Below are 15,364 nucleotides of genomic sequence, written 5' to 3' on the forward strand. Positions count from 1 at the left end.
GCGACTTGTCGCCGTCGCGCAGCTCCACAGCCTCGTGCTCACCGGTCGACGCTCCGCTCGGGACAGCGGCCCTCCCGAAAGAACCGTCCTGCAGTACCACATCCACCTCGACCGTCGGGTTCCCTCTCGAATCGAGTATCTCTCTGGCTTTCACATCCTTAATACTGGTTTTCATTTCTACTGCTGCTCCTTTCTAATTAGCTGTCAGCTTTCAGCTGTCAGCTGTCAACCTATACGAACTCTCCTACCCTCTATCTTCAGTCTCCCCTCGACAAACAGCTTTATCGCTTCGGGGAATATCCTGTGCTCTTCCTTATGGACGCGCTCAAGAAGCGTCTCTTCCGTATCGTCGTCTTTCACCTCGACGGCCTTCTGGAGTATTATCGCCCCGTGGTCGAGCTTGTCGTCCACGAAATGGACAGTCGGCCCGGTCACCTTTACGCCGTATTCCAGCGCATCCTTTATGCCGCACGTCCCCTTGAACGACGGCAGGAGCGCCGGATGTATATTCATGACGCGGTCTTTATATTCTTTTATGAAATACGGGCTCATGAGCCTCATGAATCCCGCCAGCACGACGAGCCCCACGCCCTTCTTCCTCAGATGCCGGACTATCTCTTTGTCGAAATCCTCGCGGCCCTTAAAATCTTTCGGGTTAAGGACGAGCGTCTCGATCTTCGCGCTCTTGGCGCGCGACAGGGCGAATGCGTCCTTGTTATCGCTCACGACCAGAGCGATCTCCGCGGGTATATAGCCCTTCTTGACGGCGTCGATTATCGCCTGCAGGTTCGATCCGTTACCCGAGCACAGGACCGCGATCTTCATAGTCAGACCCTCTTAGTGATTAAGTAATTCTTAGCTAGACCCTCTTGGCGATTAAGCGATTAAGTATTTTTTGCACTTAATAACTTAATCGCTAAGCGTGTTTGCCTTCAGAATCGCTTAATCACTGACTTATTAGAACAAGGTATAAACGAACGGCGCGACAGCGCTTCCTTCGGTTAATACTATCAGGAGGCCGAGGATTATCAATATTATGATTATCGGCATGAGCCACCATTTCTTGCGCGTCGACAGGAATTCCCACAGCTCTTTAAGAAACCCGACCTTTCCCATACATACCTCTTATATTTTGTTTAAAACTGCTTTTCGTAATATTCTTTCGGCCGCGCCTGGCCGGATCTCGCGATCCAGTAAGAGGCCTTCGACTTATCCATCTTCTCGTCCAGGATGTCTTTGCCGGATATCCTGGTAATAAGGCCTATCGGCGTAACGACCCCGTAAAAGACTATCGTCAGGACGAGCCTGCTCATGAAGAAACCGAGCACGATCGCGAAACCCATCCACGCCTTCTGGAGAGGTTTCAATATGCCGGGCAGAATAAACCCCGGTATAATGAAGAGCGCTCCGGCCGTAAACAGGTACGGATAAGTCCCTTTGCCGCGCCAGAGAGCGACGCCTCCTAAGATAACAAGAATTATCCCGATCGTCAAGCCAAACTCTCGCAGCTCTTTTCTCCCGCTCTTTATCCTCATAAACTCTTCGAACATATGCGCCTCAATCCAATTCGTATTCTTTCAGCCAGTCCGCGTCCTTATCGAGCGGCTTCTGGTCCTTCTTTTCGAGAAGGAAGCTGCCCATAACCAGGTAATCCATATTCGTCCTCATGAAACAGCGGTACGCGTCCTCCGGACTTGCCACGATCGGCTCTCCCCTTACGTTAAAAGAGGTATTTATGACAACCGGGCATCCGTATTTTTCGTCGAACGCCTTTATCATGTCGTAAAACAAAGGGTTATGCTTGCGGCTTATCGTCTGCACGCGAGCCGAATAGTCGACGTGCGTCACGGCGGGTATTGAGCTGCGGCTTACATTAAGGCGCTCGAGCCCGAAGAGCTTCTCGCTCTGGGCGGAGACCGGGAGCCTCTTAGACTCCTTAACGGGCGCGACGAGCAGCATATAAGGGCTCTGGGACTTTATGTCGAAATATTCGCCGGCCTTTTCGGCCAGGATCGACGGCGCGAACGGCCTGAAAGATTCCCTGAATTTTATCTTAAGGTTCATCGTCTCCTGCATCCTGGCACTCCTCGCGTCGCCCAGTATGCTGCGCCCTCCCAGCGCCCTCGGGCCGAACTCCATCCTGCCTTCCATCCAGCCGACGACCTTTTCACTCCCTATCAACTCCGCTATCTTTTTCGGCACGTCGGCGTCGCTCAACCTTACGTAGGGCGCCCCTTTTTCTTTTAGATATTTTTCGATATAATCGTTATCGTAAACGGGCCCGAGGAAAGAGCCCTTCTGGAGATCGTCCCTATCGTCCGCCGCGCGGGGATTGCCCAGATACTGGTACCATGTGAAGAGCGCGGCGCCGAGCGCCCCTCCGGCGTCCCCGGAGGCGGGCTGTATCCATATGCCTTTGAAAGGCCCTTCGCGCAGGATCCTGCCGTTCCCGACGCAGTTCAAGGCAACGCCGCCGCCGAGCGTCAGATAATCCTTGCCCGTGACCTTATGGACGTGCCGCGCCATCCTCAGCATTATCTCTTCGGTGACGTCCTGTATGGAACGCGCGAGGTCCATCTCCCTCTGCGTTATCTTCGATTCCGGCTTCCTGGGCGCGCCGCCGAAAAGTTTATGGAACCTGGCGCTCGTCATCGTAAGCCCGGCGCAATAATTGAAATGCTTCATGTTCAATTTGAACGAACCGTCGTCCTTCAGGTCGAGGAGCTCCCTCATTATGAGATCGTAGTAGACCGGCCTGCCGTAGGGTGCCAGCCCCATGACCTTATATTCGCCGGAGTTGACCTTGAAGCCGGTATAATAGGTAAACGCGGAATAGAGAAGCCCAAGGGAATGGGGAAACTTTATCTCCGCCTTTAACGAGAGCGAATTGCCGACGCCCGTCCCGAAGCTCGCCGTCGTCCACTCGCCGACGCCGTCCATGGTGAGCACCGCCGCTTCGCGGTACGGCGACGGGAAGAACGCGCTCGCAGCGTGGGCCTCGTGGTGCTCGGGGAATATCATAGGCCCCGAGTAGCCCAGCTCCTCGCGTATCATCTCCTTCATCCAGAGTTTCTTCTTGATCCATAACGGGAGGGCCTTCAGGAACGAACTTATACCCGACGGGGCGTACGCTATATATGTCTCGAGGATCCTTTCGAATTTGATGAAAGGCTTTTCGTAGAACGCAACGTAATCTATGTCGCCGATGCCTATCCCGCCTTCTTTCAGGCAGTATTGGACCGCGTTCTTCGGGAAGGATGAATCGTGTTTCTTTCTTGTGAAGCGCTCTTCCTGCGCGGCCGCTATGATCTCGCCGTCTTTAACGAGCGCCGCGGCGGAGTCATGATAGAACGCTGAGATACCCAGTATGTTCATCAGCCGATCACCGACCTGATCTTGGCCTCTATGGCCTCTTTGGAATTGACTCCGATCATTCTCGATACCTCGGCGCCGTCCTTGAACAGGATAAGCGTCGGTATATTCAGGACCGAGAGCTCCGTGGCTATCTCAGGGCTCTCATCGACGTTCGATTTCATGATCTTCACCTTGCCGTCGAATTCCTGGGCCAGTTTTTCCACGGAGGGCGCGATTATCTTGCACGGCATGCACCACGGAGCCCAGAAATCGACAAGCACCGGCTTGTCCGACTTCATCACCTCTTTATCAAAATTCTCACTCGTTACTTCTACCATGTTAATACTCTCCTTTTAGCTTTCGCACGTATACTATATAACTAATGCACGATTTACTCAACAAAAAAATCTTGTTATGGGACATATTGTATGTTACGATTGAATCCGAAAAGGATCCCACGATATGAAGAACGCTGTCTATTATGTGATCGGTGTGGCGCTTACGGTATTCGCCTCCTCGTTCCTGGGGATGTCGGCGAAGCAGCTGGAGGCCGTGGCCGGCTTCTCCTCCATATTCTACGGCGCCATCTTCTTCTGGCGTTACAGGCTCGCATTCGCCTTCCTAGGCTTGGGTGTACTTCTCGCGGCGGGGCTCCTGGACGTCCCCCACGTCATCGAGTTCGCCGGCATCGACATCATACTCTTCCTCATAGGCATGATGGTAATAGTCGGGTTCCTCGAAGAGAAGCAGTTCTTCGAGCACCTCGTCGATAAGATGATCTCGCTCGTCGGAATGAACGGCAAGGCCCTGTTGATACTGCTCATGGTGGTATCGAGCGTTGCGGCAGCTCTTGTAGACGAGGTCACCTCCGTCCTTTTCATGGCCGCAGCGATGCTCAGCATAACTTCAAGATATAAATTAAACCCCATACCGTTCATAATAATGATAGTATTCGCCACTAACGTAGGATCGAGCGCGACGGTCGTGGGTAACCCTATAGGAGTCATAATAGCGATGCGAAGCGGCCTGGGATTCATGGACTTCCTCAGGTGGGCGGCGCCGATATCGTTCGTCATAATGATAGCCACTATCGCCCTGCTGTTTTTGTATTATAAAAAACCCATCGATGAATTACATAGGGCGATGGAGGCCCATAAGAAAGGTGAAACGAAACTGGATTTCATCAAAGGGCCGATGCCGAAAGGCGCGGTATTCTCCGGGCTGTTATTTGCGGCGGTCGTCGCGGGGCTCGTCCTCCATTCGCAGGTGGAACATTTCCTGGGACTGGAGAAGAATACGATGCTGCTCGGGACCGCGCTCATCGGAGCGGCCGTCGTCCTGGCGATCGCTAAGAACGACGCGCGCCATATAGTGGATAAGAGGGTCGACTGGTGGACGCTTGCCTTCTTCCTCTGCCTCTTCGCTTCCGTCGGCACGTTGAAGTATCAGGGCATCACCGAGATAATCGCCAAGCGCATAATAGGCTTTGCGGGCAGCGACCTCCCGCTTCTCGTCGGCATCTGCACGTGGACATCCGGGATCCTCACGTCGGTAATGGACAACGTGTTGGCCGTATCTACATTCATTCCGATCATCGGCGATATAGGCGCTATGGGAATACCTACGTTCCCTCTATGGTGGGCGATACTCTTCGGGGGCACGATCCTCGGCAACCTGACCATCATAGGCTCTACCGCGAATATAGTCGCGGTGGGCGTGATGGAAAAACGCCATACGGTCCAGGTGACTTTCCTGGAATGGCTGAAGGTCGGCGCCGTAGTGGCCATACCCACGCTATTGATCGCGCATCTATTGATACTTGCGCAATTGAAGTGGATGGTCTAACCGTCGTAATCCAGCATCCTCATTATCACAAACGCCAGAAATCCGCCCAATATATTTAAGGCCACGTCCCTCGGGTCGTAAACCCTGTTAGGAATGAACTTCTGGATCAACTCGTCGCAATAACCCACAATGACCACTGCCGCCGCAACAAAGAGATGTCTCTTATTCTGCGGCCGCATCCCTCTTGCGTAGCGCATTGCCAGGCATGCCAGGATGCCGTATTCGAGCAGGTGGAGCTTCTCTACGACGATCGGCGTATAATATATGAGAAGGACGGCGTAGACCGATATCGCCGCGGCAAGGCCTAAATAAAAGGATATGCCCTTGTCCCGGATATTTCTATAAAATATAGCCGACGCGGCGGGGACCGGCAGGATCACCAGCGCGCCGGCGAGCAGAGCAAAATTACTTCCCAGGGCCGCGGACAGGTAGTTAGTGAACGCCGGGGTTACGGGCAGCGTCAAATATATGAACGCCACATATCCTATCAACAGCAGGAGATCGGCCGTATTTTTCTTCTTATTACTATCCATTATTGTTTGACATTCTCCTGTATTTATAATTATTGACAATTACGGCCAAATGCTGTATTTTAGAAAATAGAAAGAGAGCTTAATATGCATCACAATAAGATCAATTGCTGCGAAACATGCCAGATATACTGGACATGCGAGACTAAGTGGTATAGGGGAGAAAAGGGCGAGGAGAATATCTGCTGCCCGGTCTGCAACTACTACAAGATATGCCTCGAGAAGGTCAATAAGGAAAAGTATTCTCCTAAGGAGAAGTAGCCCTCTTCCTCATCCCAAGCAACATCCCTGCTATACCTCCCGCGGAATAGACAATTCCTACCGATGTCAGTATCCAGGACCTGTCCACGTATTTTGCCGCGAATGCCGCCACGAACATAAATACCAGGAATGCCAGGTGTATAACAGCCTCCAGCGAACTGAATATCCTCCCCCGCGTCTCTTCGGGTATTGTCTCATGCGTCAATGTATTGGTCGCGCTCATCATCGGGCTTACAGCCATGCCCAATAATCCGGCAAGCATGCCCGCCACAAGCAGATTCGGGAATCTCGAAACAAAAAAAGCGAAGAGCGCCATGAAGACGCCGCTCGCTATGAAACTCAAATATATTATCCGCCGCTTCGATATCTTCTGGCCGAACCTGCCGTAAAGGACCGTGCCGAGGAATAGTCCGCCCACCAGGAACATCCCCAGAAAGCCGAGGTCTCTCGTAGAAGAACCGAACGCGTCTTGCACAAATACTATTATCACGCATGAAACAGCGCCGATCCCGGCCATGAGCAGGAAGAAGACAGATACGACGAACCGCATATTGCTGTAGCGGACGATTATCCTTAAGCCTTCCCTTATCTCGTTCAGGACGGATTTCCTGAAAGAGTTCTCGATCGCCTTTTTTGTATCTATCAGGTCGTCCTTTACGCTCGGCGCCAGTGCCTTGGCGCCGGCCATCATCCCTATGAAGACCGCCGATATAAAGAAGGTCGCTCCGTCTATGTAGAGGCCGCCTATCGCGCCGATGAACGCTATATTGACTATTATACCGGCAACGACGAGCCCTACCACATTGCCTATCAAGTGCGTCGTATCCTGCAGGGTATTCGCGATGAGTAGCTTGTCCTTCGACACTATCTCCGGGATTATCGCCATCTTTGACGGTATGAAGAAACGCGATATCGAAAATACCAAAAATATCACGAGATAGACTAGTAGTATCTGGCGCGCGTATATAAAGAACGGTATCGACAGGACGAGCACGCCTCGCAGGATATCGGATATTATCATGATATTCCTGCGGTCGAGCCTGTCGACCCAAGCGCCGGCGATCGGCCCTATAAGGAATACGGGGATTATAGTGAAGGATATCAGTTTGGCGAGAGCCATCTCGGAGCCCGGATTACTCTGGTAGACGAGCGCCACAAGCGCCATCTGCGTAAGGCGGTCGCCGAAGTTCGATACGACCTGGCCGAGCCACAGGAAGAAGAAGTTCTTATTCGACAATACATCGCGAAAACGGGTCATCACTTAAACCGCCTTATTTAAGCGCCGGCTCTTCCGCTCCCGGAGGAGCCTTGTGCCATTTATAGCCGCCCACAGCGTCTTCATACCCCCTGTCAAACAGACGCCTCATCTCTTTCGGGTCGAACATCTCTTTGGAGTGGTTCTCGAAGTCGGGCGGGATGAAGGCAAGATTAAAATCGTTCCCCCCTTCTTTAGAGAAGACGTATAATTTGTAAACGTCGCCTACGCCCTGCGCGTCTATTATTATTTCAAATGAGCGCGCGGCGAGAGAGACCAGCTCGTCGTTCACCTTCATATATACCGGTGACATATACCCGTTACGGATTACATAAAGTTTGCTCTTTGTCTTTGAGGGATCGATATTAAAGTTCTTCGCGGCTTGCGACATACCTCTCAGCAGTTCATAAGCGGTAAATACCTGCGTCAGCGTTCCGCCGTCGGCGTGCATCTCATCATATACTTTACCGTCCGCTTCGACTTTAAAAATAGACGGAGGGAATACTACCGGTATGGCGGCCGACGCGAGGATGACCTTGCTGAAAAGTTCGGCGTCTCCCCTGCACGCTATAGCACCCATATCCCATATCACGAAACGCTGGGCGTCGAGGTTCGCGGTGCCGACGAAGAGCCTGCGGCCGCGCCTGTGCTCTACGGCTATCTTATCGAGGATCTCCCCGGTCATCATCTTCCTGATCGTCTTTGCGAGCGGGGCGTTGCTCACAAGGGAATTGCCGAATATGCCGGTCAGCGGAAAGTGGCGCGCCATGACGTCCTTAGTGGACAGGCCGGTATAGCACTTCTCGATCTCGTCATCATACTCTTTGCCCAGGAACGCGAACGGGGCTATGATGGCCCCGGTGCTTACGCCTGTAACTACTTTAAATACCGGCCGCGACCCTTCCTTCGTCCAGCCTTTCAATAATCCCGCGCCGTACGCTCCGTTGGCGCCGCCGCCGGAAATGGCAAGTATCGGGTAGATCTTTACGCCGTCGCGGTTAACGGGGAAATCCTTGGGAGACTCTTCTTTCACCGACAGCATCAGGTTCTCCTGGAGCGGAGTATGGTGCTCGCCTACCATTACCCGTATACCGGGGCCGTCTTTGAGTTGTGTTTTTGTAAGAAGTTCGGGCGGCACCGGATGGCGCGCCGTCGCGCACCCGGATGAGAGGAAAGGCACGAGAAGAGCCAGCGCAAGGAAGGATATTTTTTTTCCTGTCATGAGTTGACTCCCGGTTTGCAAAGCAGAATTGAAGGCCGACGCTGCTTCTGGTAACTACGGTTTTCTTATATGCAGTCCCTCGCAACCTAAGTGAAAATATGGCTGCTCGGGACAAATTTCGCCGGAATTAAGTTGCTGCGAAATTTGGAGCCCACGAGTGGACTCGAACCACCGACCTGCGGTTTACGAAACCGCTGCTCTACCGGCTGAGCTACATGGGCTTTGAATTACGTGAGTATTTTACCCGATAGACGATTGGAGGGCAAGAGAAAACCTAAATCAGTCTCATATCAGCCCCATAACTTGAGATGCCAAAATGGCACCTCAAAAACTCTTCCTTTGTAAACCATATCTTAAACTCATTTATTATGGAAGCCTATCCTGCGCTTCGGAGATTCTGGAGGAGGGGCCATAAGCTGCCTTATCGCCTCGAAGATAGAGCTAATATCTTCGTCGTGCTTCTCAATCTTACGTTCCAGCTCGTTCAGCTTGTGGGCAAGCTCTTTGTGGGTAGAGAGTATAGCTTTTAACCTTACGAATGCGCGCATAATAGCTATGTTAACTTGAATAGCCCGCTCGCTATTAAGAACGCTCGACAACATCGCTACACCCTGCTCAGTAAACGCATAAGGTGGATACTTAATATTTTGACCTTGTTTCAAGGTCGCAAATTGCGACCTTGAACCTGATATTCCAAGCTGGAATATCAAAATTTCTTCTTGTGTCAGCTGAAACATAAAATCATCCGGGAATCTCATTATATTTCTTTTAACTTGTTCATTTAAACGTTTAGCCGGCACCCCATAAAGCTTAGCCAGATCCCTATCTAACATAACCTTGTGCCCTCTCATAAGATAGATCTTATTTTCTATAATCTCCTGGGGTATTAATTCTTTCATTTTGCCTCCGATTTGCTGCCATATCACTATGGCAAATCGTCCCGAGCCGCCTCATTTTCTCTTATGCGGCGAGGGACTACCCTTATATAGATGGTTTATCCCCCTACTATATAAGACGGTAAAATCGACAAATTTCTTGCAAGTTTTTTAAATTAGTCTATTTACCAGGTGCCGAGGTCTCCGGCCGAGGCCAAGTTTTTTAAATTAGTCTATTTACCAGGTGCCGAGGTCTCCGGCCGAGGCCAAGTTTTTTAAAAAAGTTTTAGGCTGGTCTTATCTTTGGGGGGACACTTCACTCAACTTTTATTTTTTCGCCGGGCCTGACGGATTTCAGGACAGAGAGGTCGCCCGAGACTTTACCGACTATATTCACTTCTGACGCGGGGCGCGGCTTGTCATTGGTGCTCGCGGGAGTCCTGCCGAAGAATATGCATAGGCAGGCGCCTTCCGGCCAATACGCGATATCGCCTACTTCCACATCCATAGTAGCGTCTTCCGGAGGACATTTGACCGGTATCTCGAAATATATCTCATCTCCCCATCTACTCGCTTTAGCCGCGATGGGCAGTTTCTCATGGATATTCTTCGCGGTCTGGGAGTTATTAAGCGTGCCTTCTATAGTAACTGTAGAAGTCTTAAAAACGATCTTCATTACTTTACCCTTTTAAGGGTGGCGCCTTCTGGGATGGCACCATATTGTGAAATAAAACGTTAAATATTTAATCTTGCTGGGTGGCACCTCGGTGCATGGCACCAAGCATCCAAGCATACATATCTCCTCCTTTCTGCCGGCATATACATCATTCGGCGACACATTATCGAGAGATTCATGGGGCGTAGAGTTATAGATAGGTATTGCCTCATCAACAGCTCGTAATTCATTACTCTTTGATATCTTGTTTTATGTAGCTCTTCTTCTCTTTGCATAAGAACTTCATAGTCCTCGTGGGTAGCGGCTCTTATCAATGAGAGACTATTGTTCGCTGTTTCTGGTGCCATTAAATACCTACCCGAAGGAAGCAATAGTGCTAGGGCGTTATAATTTTTTAGCAGGTTTAAATATTTATCGGATTGAGCAATCCAAATCAGTCTGCCTTGCCTATACATAGTTGCCATTGCTTCTCTTTTTACTTCAGGTCGCTCCATAGCTGTCCATATTGACAACGAATTGCCATCAGCAAAAGAAATACTATTAAAGCCAAATAGACATACCAACACAATGGCTAGGGGTTTTAACCAAATTTTATATATCACCTTATTCTTTATCATCATATTCCCTGTTGTTTAATTTTGGTCTGGAGGGTAGCTTTACCCGACTTCGGGAAGGATAAAACCACCCTTAGCCCAGACCAAAACAAAAAAACCAAGTCATCCTATTTCTAGGTAACTTGGCTTTCTAGACTATAATGCCTTTTCTAGACCCGAAGTTTTGCGTCCCTACGTCACCGTAGGTTTGCCTTTATCTAGATTGTAGTATTAGTATGCCATAGGGTGGCGTTAAGTCAAGAGAAAGGAAGATAGCTTTTTTTGAGCTAACAATTAGTGTTATAGTTGCTTTTGTACATAAGATTAGGATATTTATTGGTAAGATCCGACACGAAGTAGACCGCATTTCTTATGCCCTGCATAATCCGAATCATTGCTGATAAATCGAAAAATGTTTTTAGGCTTGTGGTTCTCTAAAAATTTATTAAATTCTTTTTTATTCCCCGCGAGAACGAGTATCATTTGTCTTTTCCTCCTTTGCGTCCCTTTTTGACGCGGATTCTATTTTCCCGCAGCGACTTCCTAAACTCCTTATCGAGCCTCTGTATTTCCGCTAATATATATTTTTTTAATACAGTCCATTCATACTCGTTAACTTCTTTACCGTGATGTTTGCTGTAATATTTTTTATTAAGAATCTTAGGCGCATCCTCGATCTTCATTAACCTGCCTTTCCAAAACACCAGAACATACACATTGCCGTTATGAAGTTCAAAAGGAACGCTCCATCCGGCATGATGTTGCGTTTCGCCGTAGGGTGAAAGACTGTCGAGCTTCTCCAGCTCTTTCTTGTCCATCTTGGTGAATGGTTTGCCCATATCATTGTATCTGAGAAAAAATGTTGTAGTACCCATAACCCATGCCTTCCCTATACGTCACGCTAAAATAATCTTTGCCGTGGCTTTATCTTTGTATGCTCTTCTATTTTTTTAATCAATTCTTCAGCCCTTGTAACACTATCCTGCACTTCCTTATGAGATTCGGAAAATAGCGCATCATACTGCAGGGGGTGCCGTTTTTTACGCATCCTTTTGAATCCTCTGGCCAGATCGCCGCATTCTGCCCCGAGAATTCTATCCACGCATTCTGTTATAGTGGCATGTGTAAACTTTTCGGTAGGCCGATAACCATAAAATCTTATAAGCGCATTACCGGCATGCATCAAAGCATCATATGCCGATTTATATGCGGTCAGGGGAAATTTTTGTAAATTGAATTTTGCTGCGGATAGTTCGTTTTCCGCAAATTCCAAAAATTCGGCTATCTTCTCTTTAGTGGTATTCTCCTTTACTATCTGGCCCTTTTTAAGCAGGTCATCAAATTGCATTGAGATCTCCTTTCAGCATTATTTTCGGTCTTTTAAGAATGTTCGTGATGAAATTATCTCTCCTCTTTCTCTTCTCCTTGAACTCCGCCGTAGGATAGATATTATAATTTACCTCTCTTCCCAGCGATTGCTCGGCAGATTCTATTCTCTCGAGCAACTCGTCTTCGTTTGGATTTCCGACTATTAAAAGGTCTACATCGCTTGAAGCATTTTCTTTATTAGCCGCATAAGAACCATAGACAAACGACAGCTGAACCCCTTTTATTTTTCTTATTATATTCTTCAATTGGCCTTCTACTCCCACCGTTTTAAACAAAATGGATTTCAGCTCATTATATAAGGGATATTGTTTATTCAGATAAAAGTGTTTTTGATTTCCCTTTGCCTCAGCGGTAAAGACCCCTTCCTCCTCCAACTTGGCAAGCTCTTTTGAGACATTTCCAGGATCCTCCGCAAGAATCGATGCCAATTGCCTCACATACAGCTGATTGGTAGGATTGGTAAAATAATAGGATAGGATTTTTTGCCGTAACCTCGATTTGGTCAATTGAAGAAAGCTAACCATTGATTGTGTCTCCTTTTTTCTTTTATCCCTCGGCTGCGCTCGGGATAAAATCCTGAGCCTGTCGAAGGATTTTACAACGATTGTAGTATAAACTTACATCGATTTCAAGTTATTTTTTATGATTGGCGGCATCTCCTGTTCTATTGAATAATACAGCTGTTCTATAACATAGAACAAGAATGTTCACTACTTAGTGAACATTAGGGGTCGAGTGAACATTAAATGTCCATTAGGGCTAAATGTCTACTAATCAGTGGACATTTACGGTTAGTGGACATTTCCATGTCAATCCTGACATAAAAGTGTCCCTACTTTTTCGAATTATGTTAACTACAAAAAGCTGATTTTGACTTAAATTATCGACATAACCCATTGAAATGCCTATATTTGCGGTTCTTTGCCCTATTTGTGCCACGATCTCGGGGTACCTAAAGTTAGGGACACGGACACGGTTTTTTAAATCTACAATCGCTGACGGCTCGCGCCTCGCCCGACCTGCGGCCCGACCCCCCCCTTCCAAGGACCCATAGAAAAGGCGATAGATAGAAAAGGCTATAGGCGAGAGGCGTTAGGCGATAGGTTCACGTTTTATCCTATTGCCTATAGCCTATTACCTTGTGATAAAATTGTGATAAAAACATAGCCAGAATGCGACGGATTCGTACGGATTGCTATGGATGGAATTTATACCTAACTGATTGAGGATCTTCGCAGTTACAACAATATCAACGAGTTACGATTGCCTATCGGAAGCTGTTACGAAACCGCTGCTCCTTTATTCGCTCTCGGCGTCCCCTTCGTCGCCGAAGGAAGGCTCATCCGCGTCGTCATATGACGGTTCGCCGCTATTGTCATCGCTGAATGACGGAGCCGCATTGGCGCCGGTAAAAGACGGCGACGGCGCCGCCCCGGACGCGGCGCATTCGCCGGAATCGTCCGCCGCAGATTTAAGCTCTTCTGCACAGGCATTAACCGCTAAAAATATACAAAACGCTATCAATAAATATCTCATCCTGCCTCCTGCTCCCTGAAAATAAAAAAACCGGGTCGTGTGCGCCCGGTCTTGAATTAGTATGAGGTCTTCGCTTTCATTGCCTTATAGCCTCTTGTAGGGTGGTATTATATCACCCTAAGAGGTTTAGGGGCAACTCATTTTATGGTAGAGGGACCGTTGCAGACCTACGAGGACGGAATATCCCGCCCGGAGCTTAACCCGGGGCGGGACCCCGCCCCGGGTTTTTCTCTCGGCGGGGCTTAAGACTGGTTCGACCTCGTAGGTCATCACCTCGCAGGACGGAATCCTATCCTGCGTTTCGGAGGCTCGGGAGACGGCGCCATGAGCCTTTTAATTGCTTCAAAAATCGCCGTTATGTGCTTATCGTATTCCGAAAACTTCATATCATGATTCTTATATTTGAGCTCAAGAGCAGCGATTTTAGCGGCGAGGTCTTTATGCGCTAGCAGGATCTCTCTTAACCGCACGAACGCCCGCATTATAGTTATATTGACCTCAATAGCACGTTCGCTATTGAGTACGCTCGATAGCATCGCTACTCCCTGTTCGGTAAAAACATAGGGCAAATACCTACGACCGCCATAACTTGAGGTTGCAATTTGCAACCTCAAGTTTTCTTCCTTAGTCACTTGAAACATGAAATCTCTGGGAAAACGTTTACTGTTCCTTCTAACCTGTAAATTGAGGTTTTTTGTTTCTACACCATAAAGGCTTGCTAAGTCCTTATCTAGCATTACCTTATGCCCCCTAATGAGATAGATCTTATTCTCAATAACCTCCTGGGGTATTAATTTTTTCATGCTTGCCTCTCTTTCCGCCTGTATATAGGCATACTATCTCCTACTATATAAGACGGTAAAATAGGCAAAATTCTTGCAAGTTTGTTAAATAAGTCTACCTACTAAGTGCCGAGGTCTCCGGCCGAGGCCAAGTTTTTTAAAAAATCCTATTCTCGGTCGGAGATCACGAAACTTAGCCGACACCGTGGCTTAATAAACTTGGAGGACCTAAATGAAAAAGTACCTTGGGCAGTTGAGCAGAATTTATGAGCGTATTCGTAAGATTACTGGTCCAAATTAGGGTTAGCGGCTATTTCTTTTTCGAAAAATGGTCACTGTCCCTATTTTCTTAACCTTTTAACATATTTCATGGTTTCAATTATCGCCGAAAATGGAGTGCTTATCAACAAAATTCGGAACTAAATCTAAATGCTGGAGGAGCATTGCTTTCCAGGGTGGCACCTTAATCCTGAGGCGGCTCGATAGCGCGCTCGAGAATTTCCCAGAATTTCTTTCTTTTTTCGGAAGATGGCTCGGATTGTGTCGGGAATTCTAAAAAAGGGACCTTTATATCCTCCTTTGCCAGCTCCTCTTCCAATATCTCGGCCATGATCCCTTTTAATACCGGCTCGCTGGGATCAGGGCTGTCTATAGGATTCGGCGATTCCGTCTGGTATCTATTTACCTTATGCTTACCCCAGTGTATGCCGCAGGTCGGGCTGTTCTCAAGGCCGATAAAACATGTTAAGCGATAGCCGTTTTTTATGAATTCTCTTGCCATGAGCATGGGTATTTTAAGAAGCTCCTTGCAATGGTTTCTGAAAAAAACGCTGTCATATTGCTGTCTTCCCTGCGGGTTGCGCTGTAGTCCCATGGCTGTAGTCTCTGGGCATGAATATTGTATTATACCTACCTTCTTTCCCATAAGGTAATTTGTCAGCTCTTGCGATAACGGGAAATTTTGTCCTAAAATATGAACCCTGCAATACGGGTTTATAAGGCACTGGGCTATAAGAACGATTTTTTTGTCTTTTTTACTCATCTTC

General features: G+C 48.3%; 20 protein-coding genes, 1 tRNA gene and 1 riboswitch. Of the genes, 2 read left to right on the plus strand and 19 right to left on the minus strand.

Going from position 1 to position 15,364, the window contains the following annotated elements; genetic code table 11:
* The 6 genes from eno to trxA all read right to left on the minus strand — a co-directional run.
* A partial coding sequence (gene eno, locus WC592_07585) for a phosphopyruvate hydratase (GenBank protein MFA4982309.1) occupies positions 1–175 on the minus strand: 175 nt, incomplete at its 3' end.
* A 50-nt stretch (positions 176–225) separates the two neighbouring features.
* Positions 226–825, minus strand: a complete 600-nt coding sequence (purN, locus tag WC592_07590; protein ID MFA4982310.1) for a phosphoribosylglycinamide formyltransferase — start codon at positions 823–825, stop codon at positions 226–228.
* 132 nt (positions 826–957) lie between these two features.
* The gene (locus WC592_07595; protein ID MFA4982311.1) at positions 958–1,116 is read right to left on the minus strand and encodes a DUF5989 family protein; all 159 of its coding nucleotides are present in this window, start codon (positions 1,114–1,116) and stop codon (positions 958–960) included.
* Between the two features lie 20 nt (positions 1,117–1,136).
* A complete protein-coding gene (locus WC592_07600) occupies positions 1,137–1,550 on the minus strand; it encodes an SxtJ family membrane protein (GenBank protein ID MFA4982312.1) in 414 nt (137 codons plus the stop codon).
* A 7-nt stretch (positions 1,551–1,557) separates the two neighbouring features.
* Positions 1,558–3,375 (minus strand): carbamoyltransferase, encoded by a 1,818-nt coding sequence (locus WC592_07605; GenBank protein MFA4982313.1) that lies wholly within the window; start codon positions 3,373–3,375, stop codon positions 1,558–1,560.
* The gene (gene trxA / locus WC592_07610) at positions 3,375–3,692 is read right to left on the minus strand and encodes a thioredoxin (GenBank protein ID MFA4982314.1); all 318 of its coding nucleotides are present in this window, start codon (positions 3,690–3,692) and stop codon (positions 3,375–3,377) included. Before trxA ends, WC592_07605 begins: the two co-directional genes overlap by 1 nt.
* Positions 3,693–3,816: 124 nt before the next feature.
* On the opposite strand from trxA, the gene WC592_07615 reads away from it, so the two are divergent.
* Positions 3,817–5,199, plus strand: coding sequence for an SLC13 family permease (locus WC592_07615; GenBank protein MFA4982315.1), 1,383 nt, complete (start codon positions 3,817–3,819; stop codon positions 5,197–5,199).
* Here the strand turns inward: WC592_07615 and WC592_07620 are convergent.
* Positions 5,196–5,732, minus strand: coding sequence for a VanZ family protein (locus WC592_07620; protein MFA4982316.1), 537 nt, complete (start codon positions 5,730–5,732; stop codon positions 5,196–5,198). The two genes, WC592_07615 and WC592_07620, sit on opposite strands and share 4 nt — an antisense overlap.
* An 84-nt stretch (positions 5,733–5,816) precedes the next feature.
* Here WC592_07620 and WC592_07625 point away from each other — a divergent pair, with 84 nt between their 5' ends.
* Positions 5,817–5,990, plus strand: a complete 174-nt coding sequence (locus WC592_07625; protein ID MFA4982317.1) for a hypothetical protein — start codon at positions 5,817–5,819, stop codon at positions 5,988–5,990.
* Here WC592_07625 and WC592_07630 read toward each other — a convergent pair.
* The 12 genes from WC592_07630 to WC592_07685 form a co-directional block, all read right to left on the minus strand.
* The gene (locus WC592_07630) at positions 5,977–7,248 is read right to left on the minus strand and encodes an MFS transporter (protein MFA4982318.1); all 1,272 of its coding nucleotides are present in this window, start codon (positions 7,246–7,248) and stop codon (positions 5,977–5,979) included. The genes WC592_07625 and WC592_07630 overlap by 14 nt on opposite strands.
* 13 nt (positions 7,249–7,261) lie before the next feature.
* A complete protein-coding gene (locus tag WC592_07635; GenBank protein MFA4982319.1) occupies positions 7,262–8,467 on the minus strand; it encodes a patatin-like phospholipase family protein in 1,206 nt (401 codons plus the stop codon).
* 145 nt (positions 8,468–8,612) lie between these two features.
* A tRNA-Thr gene (locus WC592_07640) sits at positions 8,613–8,688 on the minus strand.
* Between the two features lie 138 nt (positions 8,689–8,826).
* On the minus strand, positions 8,827–9,366 hold the full coding sequence (locus WC592_07645) for an ORF6N domain-containing protein (GenBank protein ID MFA4982320.1): 540 nt from the start codon (positions 9,364–9,366) through the stop codon (positions 8,827–8,829).
* 292 nt (positions 9,367–9,658) lie between these two features.
* Positions 9,659–10,018 (minus strand): cyclophilin-like fold protein, encoded by a 360-nt coding sequence (locus WC592_07650; protein MFA4982321.1) that lies wholly within the window; start codon positions 10,016–10,018, stop codon positions 9,659–9,661.
* A 59-nt stretch (positions 10,019–10,077) separates the two neighbouring features.
* Entirely contained in the window at positions 10,078–10,638 is a 561-nt protein-coding gene (locus tag WC592_07655; GenBank protein ID MFA4982322.1) for a hypothetical protein, read from the minus strand.
* Between the two features lie 107 nt (positions 10,639–10,745).
* Positions 10,746–10,834, minus strand: a riboswitch (cyclic di-GMP riboswitch).
* A gap of 256 nt (positions 10,835–11,090) precedes the next feature.
* A complete protein-coding gene (locus tag WC592_07660) occupies positions 11,091–11,486 on the minus strand; it encodes a hypothetical protein (GenBank protein MFA4982323.1) in 396 nt (131 codons plus the stop codon).
* Between the two features lie 26 nt (positions 11,487–11,512).
* The gene (locus WC592_07665; protein MFA4982324.1) at positions 11,513–11,959 is read right to left on the minus strand and encodes a HEPN domain-containing protein; all 447 of its coding nucleotides are present in this window, start codon (positions 11,957–11,959) and stop codon (positions 11,513–11,515) included.
* Positions 11,949–12,428: a nucleotidyltransferase domain-containing protein gene (locus WC592_07670; protein MFA4982325.1), complete on the minus strand. Its 480-nt coding sequence runs from the start codon at positions 12,426–12,428 to the stop codon at positions 11,949–11,951. The genes WC592_07665 and WC592_07670 overlap by 11 nt, the downstream gene beginning before the upstream one ends.
* Before the next feature lie 871 nt (positions 12,429–13,299).
* Complete coding sequence (locus tag WC592_07675) at positions 13,300–13,536, minus strand: hypothetical protein (GenBank protein ID MFA4982326.1); 237 nt, start codon at positions 13,534–13,536, stop codon at positions 13,300–13,302.
* A 269-nt stretch (positions 13,537–13,805) separates the two neighbouring features.
* Positions 13,806–14,339: an ORF6N domain-containing protein gene (locus WC592_07680; protein MFA4982327.1), complete on the minus strand. Its 534-nt coding sequence runs from the start codon at positions 14,337–14,339 to the stop codon at positions 13,806–13,808.
* A gap of 442 nt (positions 14,340–14,781) precedes the next feature.
* Positions 14,782–15,360, minus strand: a complete 579-nt coding sequence (locus WC592_07685) for a hypothetical protein (GenBank protein MFA4982328.1) — start codon at positions 15,358–15,360, stop codon at positions 14,782–14,784.
* Positions 15,361–15,364: the final 4 nt, after the last annotated feature.

Source organism: Candidatus Omnitrophota bacterium (genome assembly GCA_041648975.1).
Lineage (GTDB): Bacteria > Omnitrophota > Gorgyraeia > 2-01-FULL-45-10 > 2-01-FULL-45-10 > JAQUSE01.

Coding starts and splice junctions, on each gene's coding strand:
- purN (MFA4982310.1), bottom strand. CDS start 825: ATGAAGATCGCGGTCCTGTGCTCGGGTAACGGATCGAACCTGCAGGCG.
- WC592_07595 (MFA4982311.1), bottom strand. CDS start 1,116: ATGGGAAAGGTCGGGTTTCTTAAAGAGCTGTGGGAATTCCTGTCGACG.
- WC592_07600 (MFA4982312.1), bottom strand. CDS start 1,550: ATGTTCGAAGAGTTTATGAGGATAAAGAGCGGGAGAAAAGAGCTGCGA.
- WC592_07605 (MFA4982313.1), bottom strand. CDS start 3,375: ATGAACATACTGGGTATCTCAGCGTTCTATCATGACTCCGCCGCGGCG.
- trxA (MFA4982314.1), bottom strand. CDS start 3,692: ATGGTAGAAGTAACGAGTGAGAATTTTGATAAAGAGGTGATGAAGTCG.
- WC592_07615 (MFA4982315.1), top strand. CDS start 3,817: ATGAAGAACGCTGTCTATTATGTGATCGGTGTGGCGCTTACGGTATTC.
- WC592_07620 (MFA4982316.1), bottom strand. CDS start 5,732: ATGGATAGTAATAAGAAGAAAAATACGGCCGATCTCCTGCTGTTGATA.
- WC592_07625 (MFA4982317.1), top strand. CDS start 5,817: ATGCATCACAATAAGATCAATTGCTGCGAAACATGCCAGATATACTGG.
- WC592_07630 (MFA4982318.1), bottom strand. CDS start 7,248: ATGACCCGTTTTCGCGATGTATTGTCGAATAAGAACTTCTTCTTCCTG.
- WC592_07635 (MFA4982319.1), bottom strand. CDS start 8,467: ATGACAGGAAAAAAAATATCCTTCCTTGCGCTGGCTCTTCTCGTGCCT.
- WC592_07645 (MFA4982320.1), bottom strand. CDS start 9,366: ATGAAAGAATTAATACCCCAGGAGATTATAGAAAATAAGATCTATCTT.
- WC592_07650 (MFA4982321.1), bottom strand. CDS start 10,018: ATGAAGATCGTTTTTAAGACTTCTACAGTTACTATAGAAGGCACGCTT.
- WC592_07655 (MFA4982322.1), bottom strand. CDS start 10,638: ATGATGATAAAGAATAAGGTGATATATAAAATTTGGTTAAAACCCCTA.
- WC592_07660 (MFA4982323.1), bottom strand. CDS start 11,486: ATGGGTACTACAACATTTTTTCTCAGATACAATGATATGGGCAAACCA.
- WC592_07665 (MFA4982324.1), bottom strand. CDS start 11,959: ATGCAATTTGATGACCTGCTTAAAAAGGGCCAGATAGTAAAGGAGAAT.
- WC592_07675 (MFA4982326.1), bottom strand. CDS start 13,536: ATGAGATATTTATTGATAGCGTTTTGTATATTTTTAGCGGTTAATGCC.
- WC592_07680 (MFA4982327.1), bottom strand. CDS start 14,339: ATGAAAAAATTAATACCCCAGGAGGTTATTGAGAATAAGATCTATCTC.
- WC592_07685 (MFA4982328.1), bottom strand. CDS start 15,360: ATGAGTAAAAAAGACAAAAAAATCGTTCTTATAGCCCAGTGCCTTATA.